This window comes from Streptomyces sp. NPDC006197 (genome assembly GCF_040613865.1).
In the GTDB taxonomy this organism is placed as follows: domain Bacteria; phylum Actinomycetota; class Actinomycetes; order Streptomycetales; family Streptomycetaceae; genus Streptomyces.
The window spans coordinates 61,583-82,494 of the sequence record NZ_JBEXSZ010000007.1 but is presented as its reverse complement, the minus strand read 5'-3'; the positions used below and the strand labels follow the sequence as shown (position 1 = coordinate 82,494).

Sequence of the window (20,912 nt, the reverse complement as noted above, 5' to 3'; positions counted from 1 at the left end):
GGTGGAACGTTGGCATCGGCGATCACTCGGCGCTGAACTGATGGCAGAAAGCCGCATGAATGTGCGGATTGCAGCCAGTATGCGAAGAGCTCCGTCATTGAGGATCTACGTTCGGGGTGACCAAGTAGCGTCGTAGATGATGTCGGCGGGCGCTCCGGCCGATGCCTTATTGGCATTGGGCGGGGTTGGGAGGGGTGTTGAAGCGTCACCGTGGTCACAAGGCCCGGCTCTGCCTCGCCCCGAGTCAGGCGTCGGCGGCGGAGGATCAGGGACATGCCGCCCGTGCCCTGTGGAACCTCGTGCACGACTGGTGGACGATGCTCCCCAAAGAGCGCCGCAGCCTTGCCGCCGCAGATGCGGTGATCCGGCAGGGGCGCAAGGATCTTCCCTGGCTCGGTGTCCTGCCCGCGCAGGCGGCGCAGGCCGTACTGAAGACGTACTTTCAGGCGTGGAGGAACTGCTGGGAGGGCCGGGCCCAGGCCCCGACCTTCAAGGGCCGTTTCCGCTCGCGCATGGCCGTCGACATCCCGCAGGGCCGCGATCTCCAGATCGTGCGCCTGAACAAGCGGTGGGGTCGAATGTGGGCGCCGAAGATCGGGCACATGCTGTTCCGCTGGACCAGGGACCTCCCCGTCGGCAGTCGCGCCGACAAGGGCAACCGGGTCTCCGGGGCCCGGCTGGTGAAGGAGGCCGATGGCTGGTACGTCGTCTTCCGCGTCCAGACCGAGGTGCCCGAACCAGCAGCGCACACCGGCCCGAGCGTGGGCATCGACCGGGGCATCGCCAAGCCCCTCGCCCTGTCCGACGGCACCTTCCGCGAACACGACCCCTGGCTCACCGAGGGTGAGACGAAGCGGCTGCGCCGACTGGAGAAGGCCAGAGAGCGGAGGCGCCGGGCTCGCAAGCCCGGAGAGAGGGACTCGCGTCGCCTGACGCGCACGTACAACCAGATCGCCCAGCTCCGCGCAACAGCCAAGCGCCGAGCCGTCGACTGGCAGCACAAGACCACCACCGGGCTCGCCGAGATGTTCTCTCGCATCGGGGTGGAGGACTTGCAGATCGTCAGCATGGTCAAGTCCGCCCGGGGAACCGTGGGAGCCCCCGGCCGGAACGTCTGCCAGAAGGCCGGGCTCAACCGGGCGATCACCGCAGAGGCGTGGGGCCGGACTGTGACGATGCTGGAGTACAAGGCCGCTGAGCGCGGTGGCATCGTGGTCAAGGTCCTTGCCCGAAACACCTCCCGCCGCTGCTCCGCCTGCGGCTGCGTCACCCCGGGCAGCCGGGAGACCCAGGCCCGCTTCGTGTGCAAGAACCCCGGCTGCGGGTTCGAGGCCAACGCGGACACCAATGCGGGACGCAACATCGATCACGCCGCCGGGCAGGCGGTGTCAGGACGTGGAGACCTCGGGGGTACCCGGTCTGTGAAGCGTCAACCACCCTTCAGGCCGCATGCGGCCTGAGAAGGGACTCCGCCCCGTTCAAGGGCGGAGGATGTCAAACTGGGGGCGTGGTGAGCACCGACTGGAAGAGCGACCTGAGGCAGCGCGGCTATCGGCTGACGCCGCAGCGCCAGCTCGTCCTGGAAGCCGTGGACAAGCTGGAGCACGCGACCCCGGACGACATCCTCGGCGAGGTCCGCAGGACGGCCTCCGGGGTGAACATCTCCACCGTGTACCGGACCCTGGAGCTCCTGGAGGAGCTGGGTCTCGTCAGTCACGCGCATCTGGGGCACGGGGCCCCGACGTACCACCTCGCCGACCGGCACCACCATCTGCACCTGGTCTGCCGGGACTGCTCCGAGGTGATCGAGGCGGACGTCGAGGTGGCCGCCGAGTTCACCGGGAAGCTCCGCGAGACCTTCGGGTTCGAGACGGACATGAAGCACTTCGCGATCTTCGGCCGGTGCCGGGACTGTTCGAACAAGGATGCTGCCGCCGAGTCGTAGGCTCTATTCCATGAAGAGCCCCCTGTTGTCCCTGCCCGGCGCCGTCCCGGCCGAAGGCCGCGACGAAGGTGTCGCCGCCCACTACGGCGACCTGTTCCGCGAGCAGCGCGCCCTCGCCGAAGGCAACGGCTTCGTCGACCTCTCGCACCGGGGAGTCGTCGCCGTCTCCGGCGACGACCGGCTGAGCTGGCTGCACCTGCTCGTCACCCAGCACATGACCGAGCTGCCGCCGGGGCAGGCGACCGAGGCGTTGATCCTTTCCGCGAACGGGCACATCGAGCACGCCCTGTACCTCGTCGACGACGGCGAGACGGTGTGGGCGCACGTCGAGCCGGGGACGCGCGAGGAGCTTCTCGCGTACCTGGAGTCGATGAAGTTCTTCTACCGGGTGGAGGTCGCCGACCGGACCGAGGACTTCGCCGTCGTCCACCTCCCGGCCGGCTCCATCGCCGAGGTGCCCGAGGGCGTCGTCGTACGGGAGACCCCGCACGGCCGCGATCTGTTCCTGCCCCGCGCCGACCTGGAGTCCTTCGCGGCCTCGCACGGGCCGGCCGCCGGGATCCTCGCGTACGAGGCGCTGCGGGTCGAGGCGCACCGGCCGCGGCTCGGCTTCGAGACCGACCACCGGACCATCCCGCACGAGGTCGGCCTCATCGGCAGCGCCGTCCACCTCCAGAAGGGCTGCTACCGGGGGCAGGAGACCGTCGCCCGGGTGCAGAACCTGGGGAAGCCGCCGCGCCGCCTGGTCTTCCTGCACCTGGACGGCAGCGAGGTCCTGCTGCCCGCCCACGGCACCCCGCTCCGGCTCGCGTCCGACGGCGAGGAGGGCCGTCAGCTCGGTTTCGTGACGACCGCTGTCCGTCACCACGAGCTCGGGCCGATCGCCCTGGCCCTGGTGAAGCGGAACGTGCCGGTGGACGCTCCGCTGGTCGCCGGGACGACGGCCGCCGCGCAGGAGACGGTCGTCGAGCCCTGATCACACCTCCAGCAGCACCGTGAACGGGCCGTCGTTCGTGAGGGAGACACGCATCTTCGCTCCGAAGCGGCCCGTCTCCACGTGGGCGCCCAGGTTGCGGAGCTGGGCGACGACCTCGTCGACGAGGGGTTCGGCGACCGGGCCGGGGGCCGCGGCGTTCCAGGTGGGGCGGCGGCCCTTGCGGGCGTCTCCGTAGAGGGTGAACTGGGAGACGACGAGCAGCGGCGCGTTCACGTCGGAGCACGACTTCTCGTCGTTCAGCACCCGGACGGACCAGAGCTTTCTGGCCAATTGGGCGGCCTTCTCCGGGGTGTCGTCGTGGGTCACCCCGACCAGGACGCACAGCCCTTCGCCGGTGATCTCTCCGACGGTCTCCCCTGCGACGACGACGCTCGCGCCGTCGACCCTCTGCACCACTGCTCGCATGCGCACCAACCTACCGAGCGGGCCGCGGGCCGAAGGACGAGGGGCCGAACGGGTGCAGAGCGCCTGCACGCGCGCGTACAGGGTGGCACCATGCGTGGAGGCGGTGCGGCCGACCGCACCGGTCGAGGGGACGATTCTCATGAGTGCACCTGGCACCGGGCCGACGCCGTCCGGTCCCGTACCGCTGACCCGCTCCGGAGCCCGGGGCGGGGGGCCGGGCGGAGGACCCGCGACGCGCCCACCCGTGCAGCGGTCCGCCGACCCGGCGGACCGGGCGCAGCCCGACCTCGGCGCCCTGCGGCTGCCGGAGCTGCGGGCGCTGCGCCGGGACGCGCAGAGCGACGAGGCCGACCTGAGCTATGTGCGCCGGATGCTCCAGGGCCGGATCGACATCCTGCGGGCCGAGCTGGCGCGACGGACCGATCCGGAGGCCCCGGTCCTCGACCGGCTCTCCGAGATCCTCGCCGACGTGCCCTCGCGGCACCGCAGCTCGGCACGGCACGTGACGCTGTCGACCCCGCGCGGCGAGGAGTACCGGCGGCTGGCGACCGAGATGCTGTCGGAGGTCGAGCTGTCGGACCTGACGGCCCGGACGGACGACGAGCTGCACGCGGCGATGGGCAGGCTCGCGGGGTACGAGCAGCAGGTCTCGCGGCGCCGGCAGCACCTCCAGCGGACCGCCGACGACTGCAGCGCGGAGATCGCCCGCCGCTACCGGGAGGGCGAGGCCCAGGTCGACGACCTGCTGGCCTGACGGGGACGGGGAAGTCCGGCCCGATGGGAGCGGAAAGTCTGGCCTGACCGGGCGGAAAGCCCGGCCCGATGGGAGCGGAAAGTCTGGCCTGACCGGGCGGAAAGTCCGGCCCGATGGGAGCGGAGAGTCCGGCCCGACCGGGCGGAAAGGCCGGCCTGACCGGGCCCGGAAAAGTCGGGTGCGGGGCCGGTCGCGCCGTGCGTAGGGTCGGGGGATGAGTGTCGACGTGCGCGCGGTGACGGAGTCCGAGTTCCACGACTGGCAGCGGGCGCTGCGCACCGGGTTCCTGAAGGTCCCGGTCGTCTCCGACGAGGAGGCCGCGGACCGGCTGGCCCGCACGGACCTGGCGCGGACGCTCGGCGCCTTCGACCGGGACCGGGTCGTCGCCACCTTCCGGTCCTTCCGCCAGGAGGTCAGCACGGTCGGCGGGGGCAGTCTGACCGCCGACGCGATCACCCAGGTCACGGTCTCGCCGACGCACCGCAGGCGCGGGCTGCTCAGCCGGATGATGGCCGCGGACCTCGCCGCCGCGAAGGAGCGGGGCGACGCGATCGCGACGCTGATCGCCGCCGAGTACCCGATCTACGGGCGGTTCGGTTTCGGTCCGGCGAGCTGGGCCGCCGAGTGGAGCGTCGACGTGAACCGGGCCGGTCTCGACCCGCGCCGCTCGGGCCGCCCGGAGGGCGGCGGCCGGATCGATCTGACGGACGGCGACGAGATCCGCAGGGTGGGCCCCGAGGTGTACCGCCGGCTGGCGGGTGTCCGCGCCGGGGTCACGGACCGCGACAAGAACCGCTGGGAGAGGAGCACCGGGCTCGGCCACCAGAGCGACCCGTGGCGGGAGCCGTACTACGCCGTGTACCGGTCGGAGGCCGGCGAGGTCGAGGGGTACGTCGCGTACACCGCCGACGACAGGTGGGACGACGCGAAGCGCCCGGTGAACACGGCGACCGTGCGGGACCTCATCGCCGTCACCCCGGCCGCCGAGCGCGCCCTGTGGCACTACCTCTGCTCGATCGACTGGATCGCCTCGGTCCGCTCCGGTTACCGGGCGCCCGACGACCTGCTGCCGCTGCTGCTGCCCGACCCGCGCGCGGCCAGGATGCTGACGTACGCGGACATGCTGTGGGTCCGGGTCCTGGACGTGGTCCGGGTCCTGGAGGGCCGGACGTATCCGGTGGGGGAAAGCCTGGTTCTGGAGGTGCGGGACGCCGACGGGCTCGCCGGCGGGCGCTTCCGGCTCGACGCCTCCCCGGCGGGCGCGGCCTGTGTCCGTACGACCGGGTCGGCCGATCTCGCCCTGGACGTCGCGGAGGTGGGCACGCTCGCGTTCGGCGACGAGTCGGCCGTACGGCTGTCCCGGCTCGGGCGCGTGGAGGAGCTGACGCCGGGCGCGGCCGCCCGCGCCGACCTGTTGTTCCGCACCCCGCTGCGGCCCTTCTCGCCCGACGTCTTCTGAGGCCCGGGGCCGTCGGGCGGGCGCCCTAGGATGGCGTCCTACGAAGGAGGCGCCCGGTGGCGGAGGACGGTGTGACCAGCCCGGCCGGTCTTCGCGAGCGGAAGAAGGCGCGGACCCGGCAGGCCCTGTCGGACGCGGCCATCGCGCTCTTCCTGGAGAAGGGTTTCGACGCGGTGTCCGTCGCGGAGGTGGCCGCCGCCGCCGAGGTCTCGAAGCCGACGCTCTTCCGGTACTTCCCCGCCAAGGAGGACCTGGTCCTGCACCGGTTCGCCGACCACGAGGACGAGTCCGCACGCGTGGTGGAGGCCGGGCGCGCCCGCGGCGCGGCGCCGCTCGACGCGCTGTACGAGCACCTGCTGGACGGGCTGGAGCGGCGCGATCCGGTCACCGGGCTCTGTGACGTGCCGGAGGTCCTGGCGTACCACCGGCTCCTGTACGGGACTCCGGCCCTGCTCGCCGGGATCCAGGCCTACCAGCAGCGTTCGGAGGAGCTCCTCGCGCGGGCGCTCGGCGGCGATCCGCTGCCGGCGCGGCTGGCGGCCGGGCAGATCGTGGCCGTGCTGCGGGTCCTGGCGAACGAGAACGTGGCGCGGCTGACGGCCGGCGAGGCGATGGACGCGGTGGCGGGGGACGCGGTGGCGGCGGCGGAGGTGGCGTTCCGGTCGCTGCGGGAGGGGCTCCCGTACTGACCACCGATCATTCCCGAGTAAAAAATGTAACCCGGTAACGTTTTCCGTTAGTCTTGACGGAATGATGTCACTGGACCTTGAGCTCGCCCGCGAACGCTCCCACCACGACGCCTGCCGCGCCGCCCTGATCCGCATGACCGAGGACGTCGCCGAGCAGGTCGTCACCGGCGAGGACACCGCCGCCTCCGGTGCCGACGCCGAAGCGCTCGGCCGCCACCTGCGCAGCCGCGCCAAGGAGATGGGCGAACAGCCCCCGGGGCCGCTGTTCTTCGGCCGCCTCGACCGCGAGGACGGCCAGATCCACCACATCGGCCGCCGCCGGATCGCCGAACACCCCGCCGCCCCGCCGCTCGTCGTCGACTGGCGCGCGCCCGTCTCCCGCGCCTACTACCAGGCCGGCGCGCACGACCCGCAGGGCGTCCTGCGCCGCCGCCGCTTCGGCTGGGCCCCGAACAGCGCGGGCGCGACCGAGGACCTGACCGCCCTGGAGGACGAACGCCTCACGGACGGCGGGACGGGGACGGTCAGCGCCCTTCTCACCGGGGAGATCGAGCGCCCCCGCGTCGGCCCCATGCGGGACATCGCCGCCACCATCCAGCCCGAACAGGACGACCTCGTACGCTCCGAACCGGCCGCCTCCCTGTGCGTGCAGGGCGCCCCCGGCACCGGCAAGACCGCCGTGGGCCTGCACCGGGCCGCGTACCTCCTCTACACGCACCCGCAGCGGATCCGCCGCTCAGGCCTCCTCGTCCTCGGCCCCCACCGGGCCTTCCTCTCGTACATCGCCGAGGTGCTGCCCTCGCTCGGCGAGACCGGGATCCGGCAGGCCACCCTCGACGAGGAGATCGCCCGCCACCCGGTCCGCGCCGAGGACGACGAGGCGGCGGCCCGGATCAAGCACGACGCCCGCACGGCGGAGCTGCTGCACCGCGCGCTGTACGGCAGGGTCGACCCGGCCCCGGCGGAGGACCTGGCCGTCCCCGACGGCTCGTACCACTGGCGGCTCCCGGCGGCGGAGCTCGCCGCGATCGTCGCAGCGGTACGGGCGGAGGCCCCGCCCTACGCGACCGGCCGCGAACGGGTCCGGGCCCGGGTCGTCCGGGCCCTCCAGCTCCGGGCCGAACGCCGCTCGGGGCCGAGGGGCGCAGCCTGGGCGCGGCGGATCGAGCGGGCGCGGGCGGTGACGGCGTTCCTCGACGCGTGCTGGCCGAGGACGAGCCCGGAGGAGGTCCTCGCGGAGGTCCTGACGGACCCGGCGGTGTTCGGGGAGGAGTTCGCGGCCATCCGCTGGGCGCGGCCGCCCCGCTCGTACCGCTCGGCGCGCTGGACCGCCGCCGACCTCGTCCTCCTCGACGAACTCGCCGGCCTGATCGAACGCCCCGAGAGCTACGGGCACGTCGTCGTCGACGAGGCCCAGGACCTCTCGCCCATGCAGTGCCGGGCCGTCGCCCGCCGCACCGAGTTCGGTTCGCTCACCGTCCTCGGGGACCTCGCCCAGGGCACCACCCCGTGGGCGGCCCGCGACTGGGACGAGCAGCTGGCGCACCTGGGCAAGCCCGGGACGCCCGTCGTGCCGCTGACCCTCGGCTACCGGGTGCCGGCGGCGATCGTCGACCTCGCCAACCGGCTCCTGCCGCGGCTCGGCGCCGACGTGCCCGCCGGGCGTTCGGTGCGCAGGGACGGCGAGGTGACGGTCCACCGGACGACGGACCTGGCCGCCGGGGCCCGCGAGGCCGTGCGGGACGCGCTCGCGGCGGAGGGCTCGGTGGGGGTCGTCACGGCCGACCACCTCGTCGACGCGGTGGCCGGGGCGGTGCGTGACTGCGGATCGCCGGACCGGGTGAGCGTGCTGCCCGCGACCCTCGTCAAGGGCCTGGAGTTCGACCACGTCGTGGTCGTCGAACCGGCCGCGATCGCGGCGGCCGAGGCGCGCGGGCTGAACCGGCTGTACGTGGTGCTCACCCGGGCGGTGTCGCGCCTCGCGCTGGTGCACGAGGCGGAGCTGCCGGAGTTCCTCCGTACAACCCGGTGAGTTCGGCGGCGATCCGGGCCAGGGCGGTACGGGCCTCCGGCGGGTCGAGGAGCTCCACGCGGGCGCCGAGTCCGGCAAGCCGGGCGGCGATCACCTCGGGGGAGGGGCCGTCGGCCTCGAAGGACGTCCAGCCGTCCCGGCCGTGCTCCCCGTACCGTATGCGCCCGCCGAGCAGGCCCTCCAGGACGGACTCGGTGCCCGGGGCGGCGCGGCCCCGGACCGTCGCGGCGACCATCCGCTCCTCCATGCGGGCGGCGAGCGCGCGCCAGGCGGTGGCGAGGTCGAAGCCCTCGGGGCGCCCGGCGGGGGCACCGGTCTCGGTCACCGAGGTGACCCGGCCGACGCGGAAGGCCCGCAGCCCGTCCGCCGTGTCCGCGAGGAGGTAGCGGACCCCGGACTTCGCGGCGATCCCCAGCGGCTGGACGGTCCGCTCGCGCGGCGCGCGGCCGGGGCGGGCGTACCCGATGCGCAGCTCGCGGGCGTCGACCACGGCCCGCTGGAGCGCGGCCAGTCGGGGTTCCCCGGTCTCCGCGCCCGTCCAGTCGGTGCCGTCGGCGATCCCGGCGCGGGCGGCGGCCTCGGCGCCCTCGCGGAGGGGGGCGGGGAGGGCCCGTACGAGCTTGCGCAGGGCGGTCCGGGTCTGTGGGCTCGCGTCGGCGTCGGGCCCGGTCAGCAGGAACAGCTCGCGGATCTCCGGGGCGGTCAGGCCGGTCAGGTCGGTACGGGCTCCGCCGACGAGCGACCAGCCGCCGCCCTGCCCCGCCTGCGAGTACACCGGGATCCCGGCGCTCGCGAGCGCTTCGAGGTCCCGGCGGGCCGTGCGCTCGGACACGCCCAGTTCGGCGGCGAGTTCGGCGGCGGTGACCCGCCGCCGCGTCTGGAGGAAGAGCAGGGCGGCGACGAGTCGGTCGGCTCTCATGCGGCCATTGTCATCCGCTCGGTCTCCTGCCGGGCCCTCCCGGCGGCGGTCGGGCGCAGGACGGTGAGGGCGACGGCCAGGGCGAGGAGGAGGAGACCGGTGCCGACGCCGAAGGCGAGGTGGTAACCGCCCGTCAAGGCCTCGGCGTCGGACTTGCCGGTCGCCGTGAGGGACTCGGTGCGGGCGGCGGCCAGGGTGGAGAGGACCGCGATGCCGACGGCCATGCCGATCTGCTGGGTGGTGTTGAAGAACCCGGAGGCCAGGCCCGCGTCCGCCTCCTCGGCGCCCGACATGGCGAGTGCGGTGAGGGCGGGGAGCGCGAGGCCGAAGCCGGCGGCGAGCAGCATCACGGGGAGCAGGTCGGTGGCGTACGAGGCGTGGACGGGGACGCGGGTCAGCAGGCCGAGGACGCCGACGAGCAGCACGAGGCCGGTGAGCAGGACGTTCCGCTCGCCGAAGCGGGCGATGAGGGGCGCCGAGACGCCGAGCGAGACGGCGCCGATGACGATCGCGGCGGGCAGCATCGCGAAGCCGGTCTCGGCGGCTCCGTACCCGAGGACCTTCTGCAGGTAGAGGGCGACGAGGATCTGGAAGGAGAAGAGCGCGGCGACCATCAGCATCTGGACGGCGTTCGCGCCGGCGACGTTGCGGGAGCGGAGGATCCGCAGCGGCATGAGCGGGTTCGCGGCCTTCGCCTGGCGGAGCAGGAAGCCGGCGAGGAGGGCGACGGCGAGGGCCCCGAAACCGAGGGTGTGCGCTGAACCGGCCCCGTACTCCTCGATCTTGACGACGGCGTAGATGCCGGCCATGAGTCCGGCGGTCACCAGCAGCGCGCCGACGACGTCGGCGCCGGCCCTCAGCCCGAGGCTGCGGTCGGCGGGGAGGGCGCGGAGGGCGACGAGGAGGGTGGCGGCGCCGATGGGCAGGTTGATGAAGAAGATCCAGTTCCAGGCGAGGGCGTCGGTGAGGACACCGCCGAGGACCTGGCCGAGGGAGGCGCCGGCGGCGCCGGTGAAGCTGAACACGGCGATGGCGCGGGCGCGTTCGCGGGGTTCGGTGAAGAGGGTGACGAGGATGCCGAGGCCGACGGCGGACGCCATCGCGCTGCCGACGCCCTGGAGGAAGCGGGCGGCGATGAGGACGGCGGGGGAGGTGGCGACGCCGGCGAGGAGCGAGGCGGCGGTGAAGATCCCGGTGCCCGCGAGGAACATGCGCTTCCGGCCGATGAGGTCGCCGAGGCGGCCGGCGAGGAGGAGGAGCGAGCCGAAGGCGATCAGGTAGGCGTTGACGACCCAGCTGAGGCCGACGGGGGTGAAGCCGAGGTCGCCCTGGATGGCGGGCATGGCCACGGTGACGATGCTGCCGTCGAGGACGGTCATCAGCATGCCGGTGGCGAGGACGCCGAGGGCGAGGCGGGGGGCGGTGGGCGTGGTGGCGGGCATGGGGATCTCTCCTGTTCGTCGGAGGCGACAGGAGAGACGTTAGCAGAAGGTTTTGTTACAGACTATTTTTTACGGGAGGAGTTCGGGTCTCATGCGCGCTGGCGGGCGCGGCGGGTGGGCCTCGGGCTCTCGACGGGCGTCTCCAGATGGCCGGTGACCAGCCGGTTCAGGGCGCGCAGCAGGACCTCGCGCTCGTCGTCGGGGAGGGCGGAGAGGGCGCTCTCGTGGACCCCGTCGACGATCTCCTGGCTCTGCCGGGCCACCTCGGCCCCCGCCTCGGTCACGGCGATGATCCGCGCCCGGCGGTCGGTGGTGGACGGCCTGCGCTCGGCGAGCCCGGCCTTCTCCAGGGCGTCGACGGTCACCACCATCGTGGTCTTGTCCATGTCCCCGATCTCGGCGAGCTGCGCCTGTGTCCGCTCCTCCTCCAGGGCGTGCACCAGCACGCAGTGCATGCGCGGGGTGAGCCCGATCTCCCCGAGCGCAGCGGCCATCCGCGTCCGCAGGACGTGGCTGGTGTGGTCGAGGAGGTAGGAGAGGTCGGGTTCGGTGCGGGCGGGGGCCATGGAAGTCATGTCTGCCAGGGTAGCGAGGAACGATTCGTTGCGGATGGTCGCGAAGCGGACGAGTGCCGGGGGCGGGGCGGGGCGGTACCCCTCCCGCACCTCCCGTGTGGGCAATCGTCCCGCAGGGCGAAGGGGGTCCCCCCTGCTCGAGCGAAGCCGAGAGCTTGGGGGAGGGTGGGCACACGGGACGGCGCGCTCAGCGGCGCCTCCGCGTTCCGCGCCTGGACCCGCAGCACGTGTGCGGCGCGCATCCGGTGCGGGTTCAGGCGCGGGAGCCTCTGGCGCCGGCAAGGGGCGCCGTTCCGTTGTGCCCACCCGTTCCGCCCCAGCGGAACAGTTGCCCACAACGGGGGTGGGCGGGGGCACCGCCCCGGCGGAAGCGACTGCCCACAACGGGGTGGGCGGGAGCACCGTCCCGGCGGGCGCGCGGCCGCAACGGGGCGGCGGGGTACCGCCCTGGTGGAGTGGCCGGCCGCGGTTCGGGCCGGGCTATACCCCCCTCGTGCCGTCGATGCGTTCGCGGAGGAGGTCCGCGTGGCCGTTGTGGCGGGCGTACTCCTCGATCATGTGGATGAGGACCCAGCGCAGGGAGACCTCGCCGCGCCAGCCGTCCTGGGCCGAGACGTCGAGGTGCGGGGCCTCCGCCGTGAAGCGGTCGGAGTAGGCCACCGCCGCCCGCCAGGCCTCCCAGGCCTCCGTGACGGCCGCCGGGTCGGCCGAGGCCCCGTCGAAGTCGCCGTCGGGGGAGTCCGGCGAGGAGAAGAGGGGGCCCGCGTCCTCCTCCCCGGCGAGCACCTCGCGGAACCAGTGGCGCTCGACGTCGGCCATGTGCCGGACCAGGCCGAGGAGGGAGAGGGTGGACGGCTCCACGGACCGGCGGGCCAACTCATCCTCCAGGCCCGCGCACTTCAGTGCCAGGGTCGCCCGCTGGTCCGCGAGGAACCCGGCGAGCATGGGCAGCTCGTCACCCGTCGCCGGGCCCGTGAAGCGCCCCGGTCCCGGCACGGCCGTCTCGTCGAGGACGTCCGAGCGCCGCCGTGGAATGTTGTCAACAGCCATCCCCTGCCTCCCTGTTGGGCCTCCCGCACATGCTGGCACGGCGGAAGGCCCGGCGCGGAGGTTCAGGCCTTGGGCTGGGCGAAGCGGATCATGTTGCCGGCCGGGTCGCGGAAGGCGCAGTCGCGGACGCCGTAGTGCTGGTCGACCGGCTCCTGGAGCACCTCGCCGCCGGCCGCCCGGACGCGTTCGAAGGTGGCGTCGACGTCCTCGGTGGAGAAGATGACGCCGCGCAGCAGGCCCTTGGCGAGGAGCTCCTTGACCGCCTCGCGGTCGGCCTCCGAGGCGCCGGGGTCGGGCAGCGGGGTCTCCAGGACGACCGCCACGTCCGGCTGCTCGGGCGAGCCCAGGGTCACCCAGCGCATCCCCTGGTAACCGACGTCGTTGCGGACCTCCAGGCCCAGGGCGTCGCGGTAGAAACCGAGCGCCTCGTCGGCGTCGTCGACGGTGATGAAGCACTGCGAGAGCTTGATGTCGTTGTTCATGCCGTCGACGCTACGGCGAGGCGCTCGGCCCCGCTTCTCCGTTCCTGACCGGCTCGGCGCCGCGCGCGGGTCCGCCGTTCTTCACCGGCCGGGTGAGCACCTTGGCGACGCACGCGGGGATCGCGACGTCCTCCTCGTGGCTCCGCGCGTCGTGGCTCCGCGCGCGGTACGCGCTCGGCGTCTCGCCGACCAGTTCGGTGAAGCGCGAGCTGAACGACCCGAGCGACGTACAGCCCACCTCGAAGCAGACCTCGGTGACGCTCAGGTCCCCCCGCCGCAGCAGCGCCTTCGCCCGCTCGACGCGCCGGGTCATGAGGTAGCTGTACGGCGTCTCGCCGAACGCGGTGCGGAAGCTGCGCGCGAAGTGCCCGGTCGACATCAGGGCGACCCTGGCCAGGGCCGGGACGTCCAGCGGCGAGGCGTACTCGCGGTCCATCGTGTCCCGCGCGCGGCGCAGTCGTTTCAGGTCCTCAAGGTCCACGCTCTCCAGCATCGCATCCCATCGCGTGGCGTGACATCGCGCGGCATCGCCGTCGCCGGGGGCGCGAGACGAGGCTCGCGCCCCCGTGCGCTTCGTGCCCCGCACGGACGCTCAGGTGCTGTCGGCCTGCTGCTCCCCGCAGTGGACAGCACGTGCTCGGGGGCCGTCGAGGTCCGCCACGGTGGTCGCGTCGTGGCCCGACGACGCACCAGGTTCGCGCGGAGCGCACGATCTACTGCTCGACCTCGGCTTCCTTGACGTCACGGAGGTCCTACGCGTACTCGGCGCGGGGCCCGGCCAGCCGCTCGGCGACGGAGAGCAGCCAGGCGCTCGCCGTGTACGGGGCGGGCGGGTCGACCTCCATGCCGAGCTCGGCCACGCCGAGCGCGTAGTCGACCTCGTCGAGCCCGAGGGCGAGCAGCTCGCGCAGTTCGCCGACGAGCCGGGCGACCAGCGTCGGGTGGGCCGTCGAGGCGTAGTCGCGGACGGCCGCGTCGTGGTCTTCGAACTCGTCCGGCATGTCCTGCGAGAACCAGCCGCCGAGGAACTGGCCGAGCTCGGGGAAGCGGGCGTGCCACTCCCAGTGCGTCTCCGGCAGGGCGGCGGGCGGCGGGACCCGCCCCTCCTCGATGCTCCGCCCGATGTGGTCGGCGAGCAGGACCAGCCAGTCCTGGATCCCGGACTCGGGCAGGCCGACGTCCGGTACCGGGTAGAACTCGCCGAGCCGCAGCCGGAGCCGGCCGGGCGGGTTCTGGGCGTAGGTGCGGAGCTGCTGCTCGGCGGCAGCCAGGGCCCAGGGGCGGGTGTGCCAGGTGTGGCGGAGGTAGGACGTCAGGGCGGCACCGGGCGCCTCGGGGGTGTCGTCGGCGGGCCGGCCGACGTAGGCGCTGATGACCTGGTCGAGTTCGCCGTAGCGCCGGTCGAACTCCAGGGGCTTCATGGACATGTGCCGGTCCCTTCACACGTAGATCGGGAAGGTGCTGTGCACGACGAACCCGAGCGGACTGGCCGGTTCGCGCCGCAGCACCACCCGCGCGGCCCGCACGTCCACGGCCCCACGCCCGGCGAGCGCCATGGCCTGGATGAGCACGCGCCCGACCGGCTCCGCGCGGGACGGCCAGGAGGCTTCGATGGTCAGCCGGGGCCGGGTGCCCTGGGCGAGCCACCGGTGGATGGCCTGCTCGTTGCGGTTGACGACCTGCTGGGCGGCCCACTGGGCGGTTTCCCGGTCGGGGTAGGTCGCGGATCTGGTGAGCATGGGGTGTTCCTCGGTCGGCGGGTCGGATCAGTTGAGGAAGTTCCAGAACACGGCGACTTCGTCGTCGTTCACGGCGATCAGTCCGGCGTCGTAGACGTAATGACTGAAGCCGTTCCATCCACCTTGGACGCCCTGCTCGTAGAAGTCAGGATGGTCGCCCTTCCAGCCGACGTTGGAATAGAAGCGCGTGCTCTCCGGGAAGCGCGACAGGAGCACGTCGGCCCGACGCTCCATCTCCGGTCTGCGTTCCTCCCAGCGCCAGGTCTTGGCGACGTCCAGGCCGAGCACTCCCAGCAGGACGATCAGCGACCTGACCGAGGATCGGGGAACCTCACCCACCATGGATCGGTACCGCTCCGCGTCGGCGGGTGTGGAGGGTGTCTCCAGCCACGGGAACAGCGGGTCTTCCCGGCGCTCCTCCTCGCCCTCGTAGGGGTCGATGGATTCCCAGCCCCGGGGATCCCGTGTTTCGAGGCGCATGATCGCCCCGACGTCGAGCCACCACTCCTCGTGCTCGCGCGGAGCGACTGCCACGAATGTGCACAGCCGCTCGTACAGCTTCAGCGCATCCGACCAGTCGTGCGGGTCCTGCCGGCCCTCTTCCATCATTCTCTCCATTATTCGGGCGCCGACGTGAGGATGACGAACGGCGGATTCAGGTTTGCGTCGTACTTCAGCTTGACAACCACGCCGCTCGCGTCCTCGGGAGGCATGATCCGGTCGTTCTCCACCTTTACGGTCCGTCCGGTCACGGTGGGTGCGTTGAGCGGCCCCTCGTTCGGCACCGACGGCACGCTGAAAGGCTTCGTCGTCTGACTGGGGGGAGGGTTCTTCAGCCAGTCCTGAATCTCCGAGGTGTTCTCGCGAATGCAGTACTGGGTGTATTTCTGGGCCGAATTGATGTCCGAGAAGGATGAGGATGTCCGGATGTCGAACTTGCCGTTCGCGCGCTGCTCGTCCTTGATCCGCTGGAGGAGCTGTTCGTCGGTCTTGCCGACGTGCTTGTCCAGGGTGTGGCCGCCGTCGAGGCCCTCGTTCGTCGCCAGGTCCAGCGAGTACATGTACGGGGAGGGGTTCTCGTCGCCGATCTGCCAGCTGTGTTCCTTCTTGAACTCGTTGAGCGAGCGCGCGCCGAAGCCCTGGGCGCGGGCGATTTCCGCCTGGTAGGTCGGGGCGCTCTGGGCCGCGAATTCCAGTTCCCAGACGAGGGCGTTGAGTGTGTTCGCCGCGTCGACGAACTCCTTGTGGTACGTCTCGACGACCGCGTTCACGCCCTCCTTGTCCATGTGGCTCCGGAAGGAGAGCACGATCCGGCCCATGATTCCGCCGACCGCCAGCTTGGTGAGGTTCGACAGACTGAGGTCGGTGAGTTCCGCCGCCGTGGCCTTCGCCGCGCTGATGGCGGCCCGCTCGTTGAATTCGGTGGTCTTCTCGCCGACGTCGGAGAGGTGCTCCAGGACGTCCGCGATCTTGTCCGCGCTCTCCTTCAGCACGTCGATGATGGGGCGGCGGCGGTCGGGGGTGACGTCCTTGCTGTGCCGCCACTGGCGGCCGCCCTTCTCGACCCGGTTGCCGTCCGTGTCCAGCTGCCTGCCCCACGCCGTGGCGCCCCAGATGCTCTGGCCGAAGATCCGCATGGCGGCCTGCCACTCGCCCTTGTCCTTCGGGTTGGCGATGGTGGCGATGGCCGCGTTGAACTCGTCCGATGCCTTCACGGCCTCGGAGCCGAGCTTCCGCCACGCCTTGGCCATGGCCCGGGTCTCGTCCTCCCTGATGCCCGGGGTGATCTCGTGGACCTTGCCCAGGCGGAGGCCGTGCTCGATGGCGGGCCGGACGACCTCGGCGAGGAAGTCGGGGAACTCGCCGGCCGCACCGGTGATCCACCAGGAGTCGACGTCCTCGCCGGTGCCGGTCCATTTGACGGGGTTGACCGGCCCGTAGCGCGGAGGCTTGTTGATGACCACCGGCTCCGGCTGCCGGTGCGGCATCGCCCCCTCGCGGCCGGACGCCTCCCATTCGGCCAGCACATAGTGGTTGGCGGTGTGGTTCAGGCCGATGGAGGCACCGCCCGCGCTGACCACGCTGCGGCCCCACGCGTCGAGGAACTTCTCGACCACCTCCGCGTACGTGGTCGCGAACGCGTCCGCGCCCCAGCCGGCGCCGGCGGACTGGTTGTACTGGTTCAGGACGTCGACCAGGGCGAACGCCCTTTCGGCGTGGGCGAACTGGGCTTCCTTCACCAGGTCCGCCGCATGGTGGACGTGCACCGGCTGGACGTCGAAACCGCCGTTCGCCGCGGGGGAGGGCGGTGCCGACCCGGCCATCAGGCCGCCCCCCAGCCGCGCAGCACGGCCCGGTGGGCCGCGGTGTAGGCCATGTGGCCGTTCACCACGATGTCGTGCAGCCACGCCTGGGTGGCCTGGAGGTCCTGCGCGGACAGGTCCCACTTGTCCAACTGGTCGACGAACGCCTGGCGGGTCTCGCCGTCCCAGGTCAGGACGACCTTCTCGACGCGCCGGTACAGCAGGTCCAGTTGTTCGTTGAGCGTCTTGAGGATCTCTTCGAGGTCCCCGGCCATGCCCTGCAGGATGGCGAAGTCGACGGATATGTGGTCGTCGCCCGACGGCATGAATCCCCCTCGTTCGTTGTCGTCACAGGTCGGCGATGCGACTGCGCGGTGCGGATGGCGGCGCGGGTTCGGTGTTCGGCGTGGACAGGGCGTCGGCCTCCGCCTGGATGTCGGTGTGGGACCGGGCGCGCCGGAACTGCCGCAGGTTTTCCAGCTCCTGTGCCGAGAACCCGTCCTTGCTCAGGCGGATGGCCTCGGCCAGGATCTTCATCGTCTCCCGGATGCGAACGGCGTCCTCCGCCGCCGCGCGGTGCCTGACCCGGTACGCCTCCGAGGCCGGTCCGCGCCAGCGGGACTCGATGCGGTCGACGATCTCGTCCATGCGCAGGAGCTGTTTCCCCAGGACTTCCTGCATCGTGTCGAGGTCCCCGGCGAGTGTCTTGAGTTCGCTCCCGTCAACCGCAAGGTCTGCTGCGGCACCTGGCGTACCGGCTATGCCGGCCGAACTCGCCGTATGGGGTGCAGCGTTCACGGTGTCCTCCCCCCGGTGTGGTCAGTGAGTGATCGCCTTGCCGACGTTAGCAAAAGCGTATGACTCGTCTCAGCGGTTATCGTCTGCCCGCGGGGCGGAGCGGTGGCGATCGGTCGGGATCGGTGAGCGCGACGCGAGTGCGACTCCTGCAAGCACGTGCTTGCAATAGTTAGCAATGGCTGGCATGGTCGGGGCATGGCATCGCTCAACGTCGGCAATCTCGGCGAGTACCTCCGCGAGCAGCGGCGGACCGCGCAGCTCTCCCTGCGGCAGCTCGCCGACGCCGCCGGGGTGTCGAATCCGTACCTCAGCCAGATCGAGCGCGGGCTGCGCAAGCCCAGCGCCGAGGTCCTGCAGCAGGTCGCGAAGGCGCTGCGGATCTCCGCCGAGACGCTCTACGTACGGGCCGGGATCCTCGACGAGAAGGAGCGGGAGGAGCTGGAGACGCGCGCCGTCATCCTGGCCGATCCCTCGATCAACGAGCGGCAGAAGCAGGTGCTGCTCCAGATCTACGACTCCTTCCGCAAGGAGAACGCCGCCGACGCCGCCGCGGCCGACACGGACGCCGTGCCGCCATCGAGCTAGTACGTCCCAGTACGTCACATCCGGGAGGACCACCAGCATGGCCATCATCGACGAACTGCGTACCCCCCTCTACTTCGCCGCCGGCACCGCCGACCTCGCCGTGCAGCAGGCCAAGAAGGTTCCCGGCCTGATCGAGCAGCTCGCCGCCGAGGCGCCCGCGCGCATCGACGCCGTACGGAAGACCGACCCGAAGGCCGTGCAGGAGAAGGTGGCCGCGCAGGCCAAGGAGGCCCAGGCCACCGTGCAGTCGAAGTTCGCCGAGGTCGTCGGCGGCCTCGACACCGACCTCAAGAAGCTCGGCGAGACCGCCCAGGACCTGGCCCTGCGCGGGGTCGGCGTCGCCGCCGAGTACGCGGTCAAGGCGCGCGAGAAGTACGAGGAGGTCGCCGCGCACGGCGAGGAGGCCGTCCGGGCCTGGCGCGGCGAGGTCGCCGAGGAGATCACCGAGATCGCCGTCGTCGTCGAGCCGGAGCCGGCGCCCAAGGCGGACGAGGAGGCGGAGGCCCCCGCGGCGGAAGCCGAGGCCGGGCCCGAGGCCGGGAAGGCGCCCGCGCGGAAGACCACCGCCCGCAAGCCCTCCGCCAAGAAGGCGGCCGTCGCCGCCGAGAAGGAGTAGGGCGGGCACCGATGGGGGTACCCGGTGCGTTGTACCGGGTACCTTGACCGCGAGGCGCTCTCTTTCCATCCCCACTAGGCGGTGCTCAGCATGTTGCGCGCGGGATTCGACTCCCTTCTCTCCCTGGTGATCTTCCTGGTCTTCACCGGCTTCGCCGTCGCCGCGCTCGTCTTCGCCGCCATGGCGCGCGAGGACGCCTACCGCGCCGCCGACAAGCAGACGAAGAAGTTCTGGCTGATCATCCTGGGCATCAACCTCGTCCTGAACCTGCTGCTGCCGATGCTGTTCCTGCAGATCGCGGGGCTGATCGCCGCCATCGTCTTCATGGTGGACGTGCGCCCCGCGCTCGCGCAGGTCTCCGGCGGGGGCCGGGGCGGCCGCCGGGGCGGCGGCTCCAGCAGCGACGGACCGTACGGCCCCTACAACGGCGGCCGGTAGGCAGGCGGGAAGAGCGACGACAGGGCCCGGAGGCACTACCTCCGGGTCCTGTCCCTTTCCAGGGCCAGGACGGCGACGTCGTCCGTCAGCTCGCCGCCGTTCAGGGACCGGACCTCCGTCACGGCCGCCTCCAGGAGCTCCTCGCCGCGCAGGCCCGAGGCCAGCTGGCGGTTGATCATCTCGACCATCCCGTCCTGGCCGAGCCGCGGGGAGCCGGGGCCCGCCGAGCGGCCCTCGATGAGCCCGTCCGTGTACATGAGCAGGCTCCAGGCCCCGCCCAGCTCGACCTGCCGGCGCGGCCAGCGGGCGCGCGGCAGCAGCCCGAGGGCCGGGCCGCCGTCCTCGTACGGGAGGAGGCGCGCGGCCCGCCCCTGCCGGGCGATCAGCGGCGAGGGGTGGCCGGCCAGGCAGAGCCCGGCCCGGCGCCCGTCGGGCGCGATGTCGACGGTGCAGAGCGTCGCGAAGATCTCGTCGCTCTCCCGCTCGTGCTCCAGGACCTGCTGCATCGTCGAGAGCAGCTCGTCCCCGCAGAGGCCCGCGAAGGTCAGGGCCCGCCAGGCGATCCGCAGCTCGACGCCGAGCGCGGCCTCGTCGGGGCCGTGCCCGCAGACGTCGCCGATCATGGCGTGGACCGTGCCGTCGGGGGTGCGGACGGTGTCGTAGAAGTCGCCGCCGAGCAGGGCGCGGGAGCGGCCTGGCCGGTAGTGGGAGGCGAACCGCAGGTCGGAGCCCTCCAGGAGGGGCGTGGGGAGCAGTCCGCGCTCCAGGCGGGCGTTCTCCTGGGCCCGGAGCCGGGATTCCGCCAGCTTCACCTGGACGGCGTCGGCCCGCTTGCGTTCGACGGCGTAGCGGATGGCCCGGCTGAGCAGCCGCCCGTCGAGCTCCTCGCGGAAGAGGTGGTCCTGGGCCCCGACGCGTACCGCCTCGGCCGCCAGCTCGGCGTCGGCGGAGGCCGCGAGCGCGAGGACGGCGTGGCGCGGGGCGAGGCGCAGGATGTGCCGCAGCGGGGCGAGCGGGTCGTCGCCTGCGGCGGCCCGGGGGCCGGGCAGGGAGAGGTCGACGAGGACGCAGTGGACGTCGTCGGTGAGGAGCCGCTCGGCCTCGGTGAGGTTCCGGGCGGTACGGATGCGGACCCGGGTGCCGGCGGCGTCGGCCGCGTCGAGCAGTTCGGGCACGGCGAGGGCACCCGCCGGGTCGTCCTCGACGACCAGGAGAGTGAGATCGCTGCGATCGGTGCCTGTGACTGTGCCTGTCATGGGAGTGGCGTCCATTGGGGTGGCGTCGCCGGGTCCCGCAGCGGCAGAGACGTTTCTCTGACGCGGTACGGATACGGGCATCGGTCCGGTTTTCCTTCCCTCCCCCCGAGGGTGCGCAGGGCGCCGGGTGGCGTCCCGCCCGTCCCGGACCATAGCGGTAGGGCGGTGCGCAGCGGAATGGTGATCAGCCTGTGAGAGCGCGTGCCGTGCTTGGCATATGCCGCGGAAGGGGAGGTACTTGCCCCCGGGCGGTGCCGCGCGGGGGCCCGGGCCCATGAGAAACGTCACGCCCCGGGCGTGGCCCCCGTCACGCCCGCCGGGCCACGAAGGTGGCTCGTGTCACGCGGGAGAGGGCGCGGGGGTGGGTCACGAAGGGCGGGCGGTGACGAAGAGCGGGGGTCACGAAGAGCAGAGGCCATGAAGGGTGG

The 20,912-nt window shown here is 72.3% G+C and carries 24 protein-coding genes; 10 read left to right on the top strand and 14 right to left on the bottom strand.

From position 1 onward, the window contains the following. Positions 1-197 precede the first annotated feature (197 nt). Genes ABZ318_RS03785 through ABZ318_RS03775 form a run of 3 tightly spaced genes read left to right on the top strand, consistent with a single transcriptional unit; the run spans position 198 to position 2,921 of the window. Positions 198-1,460, top strand: a complete 1,263-nt coding sequence (locus tag ABZ318_RS03785; RefSeq protein ID WP_356900874.1) for a transposase — start codon at positions 198-200, stop codon at positions 1,458-1,460. A 47-nt stretch (positions 1,461-1,507) separates the two neighbouring features. Beyond that, positions 1,508-1,945, top strand: coding sequence for a transcriptional repressor (locus ABZ318_RS03780; RefSeq protein ID WP_356900873.1), 438 nt, complete (start codon positions 1,508-1,510; stop codon positions 1,943-1,945). Between the two features lie 10 nt (positions 1,946-1,955). Continuing rightward, complete coding sequence (locus tag ABZ318_RS03775; RefSeq protein ID WP_356900872.1) at positions 1,956-2,921, top strand: folate-binding protein; 966 nt, start codon at positions 1,956-1,958, stop codon at positions 2,919-2,921. On the opposite strand, the gene dtd is transcribed toward ABZ318_RS03775, so the two are convergent. Beyond that, positions 2,922-3,347, bottom strand: coding sequence for a D-aminoacyl-tRNA deacylase (gene dtd / locus ABZ318_RS03770; RefSeq protein ID WP_093874890.1), 426 nt, complete (start codon positions 3,345-3,347; stop codon positions 2,922-2,924). It abuts the gene before it with no gap. 139 nt (positions 3,348-3,486) lie between these two features. Here dtd and ABZ318_RS03765 point away from each other — a divergent pair, with 139 nt between their 5' ends. The 4 genes from ABZ318_RS03765 to ABZ318_RS03750 all read left to right on the top strand — a co-directional run bounded on the left by ABZ318_RS03765 (position 3,487) and on the right by ABZ318_RS03750 (position 8,281). Continuing rightward, entirely contained in the window at positions 3,487-4,101 is a 615-nt protein-coding gene (locus ABZ318_RS03765) for an ABC transporter substrate-binding protein (RefSeq protein ID WP_356900871.1), read from the top strand. Positions 4,102-4,315: 214 nt separating this feature from the next. Continuing rightward, entirely contained in the window at positions 4,316-5,560 is a 1,245-nt protein-coding gene (locus ABZ318_RS03760; RefSeq protein WP_356900870.1) for a GNAT family N-acetyltransferase, read from the top strand. A gap of 56 nt (positions 5,561-5,616) precedes the next feature. Continuing rightward, the gene (locus ABZ318_RS03755; protein ID WP_356900869.1) at positions 5,617-6,249 is read left to right on the top strand and encodes a TetR family transcriptional regulator; all 633 of its coding nucleotides are present in this window, start codon (positions 5,617-5,619) and stop codon (positions 6,247-6,249) included. 61 nt (positions 6,250-6,310) lie between these two features. After that, positions 6,311-8,281, top strand: a complete 1,971-nt coding sequence (locus tag ABZ318_RS03750; RefSeq protein WP_356900868.1) for an AAA family ATPase — start codon at positions 6,311-6,313, stop codon at positions 8,279-8,281. On the opposite strand, the gene ABZ318_RS03745 is transcribed toward ABZ318_RS03750, so the two are convergent. The 12 genes from ABZ318_RS03745 to ABZ318_RS03690 form a co-directional block, all read right to left on the bottom strand. Continuing rightward, positions 8,208-9,200 (bottom strand): WYL domain-containing protein, encoded by a 993-nt coding sequence (locus ABZ318_RS03745; protein WP_356900867.1) that lies wholly within the window; start codon positions 9,198-9,200, stop codon positions 8,208-8,210. The genes ABZ318_RS03750 and ABZ318_RS03745 overlap by 74 nt on opposite strands. Then, on the bottom strand, positions 9,197-10,642 hold the full coding sequence (locus ABZ318_RS03740; protein ID WP_356900866.1) for an MFS transporter: 1,446 nt from the start codon (positions 10,640-10,642) through the stop codon (positions 9,197-9,199). The genes ABZ318_RS03745 and ABZ318_RS03740 overlap by 4 nt, the downstream gene beginning before the upstream one ends. 89 nt (positions 10,643-10,731) lie before the next feature. Next, entirely contained in the window at positions 10,732-11,217 is a 486-nt protein-coding gene (locus tag ABZ318_RS03735) for a MarR family winged helix-turn-helix transcriptional regulator (protein WP_356900865.1), read from the bottom strand. A 480-nt stretch (positions 11,218-11,697) separates the two neighbouring features. Continuing rightward, positions 11,698-12,162, bottom strand: a complete 465-nt coding sequence (locus tag ABZ318_RS03730) for a DinB family protein (RefSeq protein WP_356900904.1) — start codon at positions 12,160-12,162, stop codon at positions 11,698-11,700. 167 nt (positions 12,163-12,329) lie between these two features. After that, positions 12,330-12,749, bottom strand: coding sequence for a VOC family protein (locus ABZ318_RS03725; RefSeq protein WP_356900864.1), 420 nt, complete (start codon positions 12,747-12,749; stop codon positions 12,330-12,332). A gap of 10 nt (positions 12,750-12,759) precedes the next feature. Continuing rightward, positions 12,760-13,230 carry a helix-turn-helix transcriptional regulator gene (locus tag ABZ318_RS03720; protein WP_356900863.1) on the bottom strand — a complete coding sequence of 157 codons (471 nt, stop codon included), beginning with the start codon at positions 13,228-13,230 and terminating at the stop codon, positions 12,760-12,762. Between the two features lie 271 nt (positions 13,231-13,501). Next, the gene (locus ABZ318_RS03715; protein ID WP_356900862.1) at positions 13,502-14,176 is read right to left on the bottom strand and encodes a contact-dependent growth inhibition system immunity protein; all 675 of its coding nucleotides are present in this window, start codon (positions 14,174-14,176) and stop codon (positions 13,502-13,504) included. Between the two features lie 12 nt (positions 14,177-14,188). Then, complete coding sequence (locus ABZ318_RS03710; RefSeq protein ID WP_356900861.1) at positions 14,189-14,488, bottom strand: RNase A-like domain-containing protein; 300 nt, start codon at positions 14,486-14,488, stop codon at positions 14,189-14,191. Between the two features lie 27 nt (positions 14,489-14,515). Next, positions 14,516-15,097: a hypothetical protein gene (locus ABZ318_RS03705; RefSeq protein ID WP_356900860.1), complete on the bottom strand. Its 582-nt coding sequence runs from the start codon at positions 15,095-15,097 to the stop codon at positions 14,516-14,518. An 8-nt stretch (positions 15,098-15,105) separates the two neighbouring features. Then, positions 15,106-16,812, bottom strand: coding sequence for an RNase A-like domain-containing protein (locus ABZ318_RS03700; protein ID WP_356900859.1), 1,707 nt, complete (start codon positions 16,810-16,812; stop codon positions 15,106-15,108). After that, on the bottom strand, positions 16,812-17,117 hold the full coding sequence (locus ABZ318_RS03695; protein WP_356900858.1) for a WXG100 family type VII secretion target: 306 nt from the start codon (positions 17,115-17,117) through the stop codon (positions 16,812-16,814). Before ABZ318_RS03695 ends, ABZ318_RS03700 begins: the two co-directional genes overlap by 1 nt. 22 nt (positions 17,118-17,139) lie before the next feature. Then, entirely contained in the window at positions 17,140-17,589 is a 450-nt protein-coding gene (locus ABZ318_RS03690) for a WXG100 family type VII secretion target (protein ID WP_356900857.1), read from the bottom strand. 195 nt (positions 17,590-17,784) lie between these two features. Between ABZ318_RS03690 and ABZ318_RS03685 the strand changes: the two genes are divergently transcribed. The 3 genes from ABZ318_RS03685 (at position 17,785) to ABZ318_RS03675 (ending at position 19,228) form a co-directional block, all read left to right on the top strand. Continuing rightward, positions 17,785-18,174 carry a helix-turn-helix transcriptional regulator gene (locus ABZ318_RS03685; RefSeq protein WP_356900856.1) on the top strand — a complete coding sequence of 130 codons (390 nt, stop codon included), beginning with the start codon at positions 17,785-17,787 and terminating at the stop codon, positions 18,172-18,174. Positions 18,175-18,211: 37 nt separating this feature from the next. Further along, positions 18,212-18,790 (top strand): hypothetical protein, encoded by a 579-nt coding sequence (locus tag ABZ318_RS03680; protein WP_356900855.1) that lies wholly within the window; start codon positions 18,212-18,214, stop codon positions 18,788-18,790. Positions 18,791-18,880: 90 nt separating this feature from the next. Continuing rightward, on the top strand, positions 18,881-19,228 hold the full coding sequence (locus tag ABZ318_RS03675; RefSeq protein ID WP_030691188.1) for a DUF2516 family protein: 348 nt from the start codon (positions 18,881-18,883) through the stop codon (positions 19,226-19,228). A 35-nt stretch (positions 19,229-19,263) separates the two neighbouring features. Here ABZ318_RS03675 and ABZ318_RS03670 read toward each other — a convergent pair whose 3' ends face one another. Continuing rightward, positions 19,264-20,499: a PP2C family protein-serine/threonine phosphatase gene (locus tag ABZ318_RS03670; protein WP_356900854.1), complete on the bottom strand. Its 1,236-nt coding sequence runs from the start codon at positions 20,497-20,499 to the stop codon at positions 19,264-19,266. Positions 20,500-20,912 lie beyond the last annotated feature (413 nt).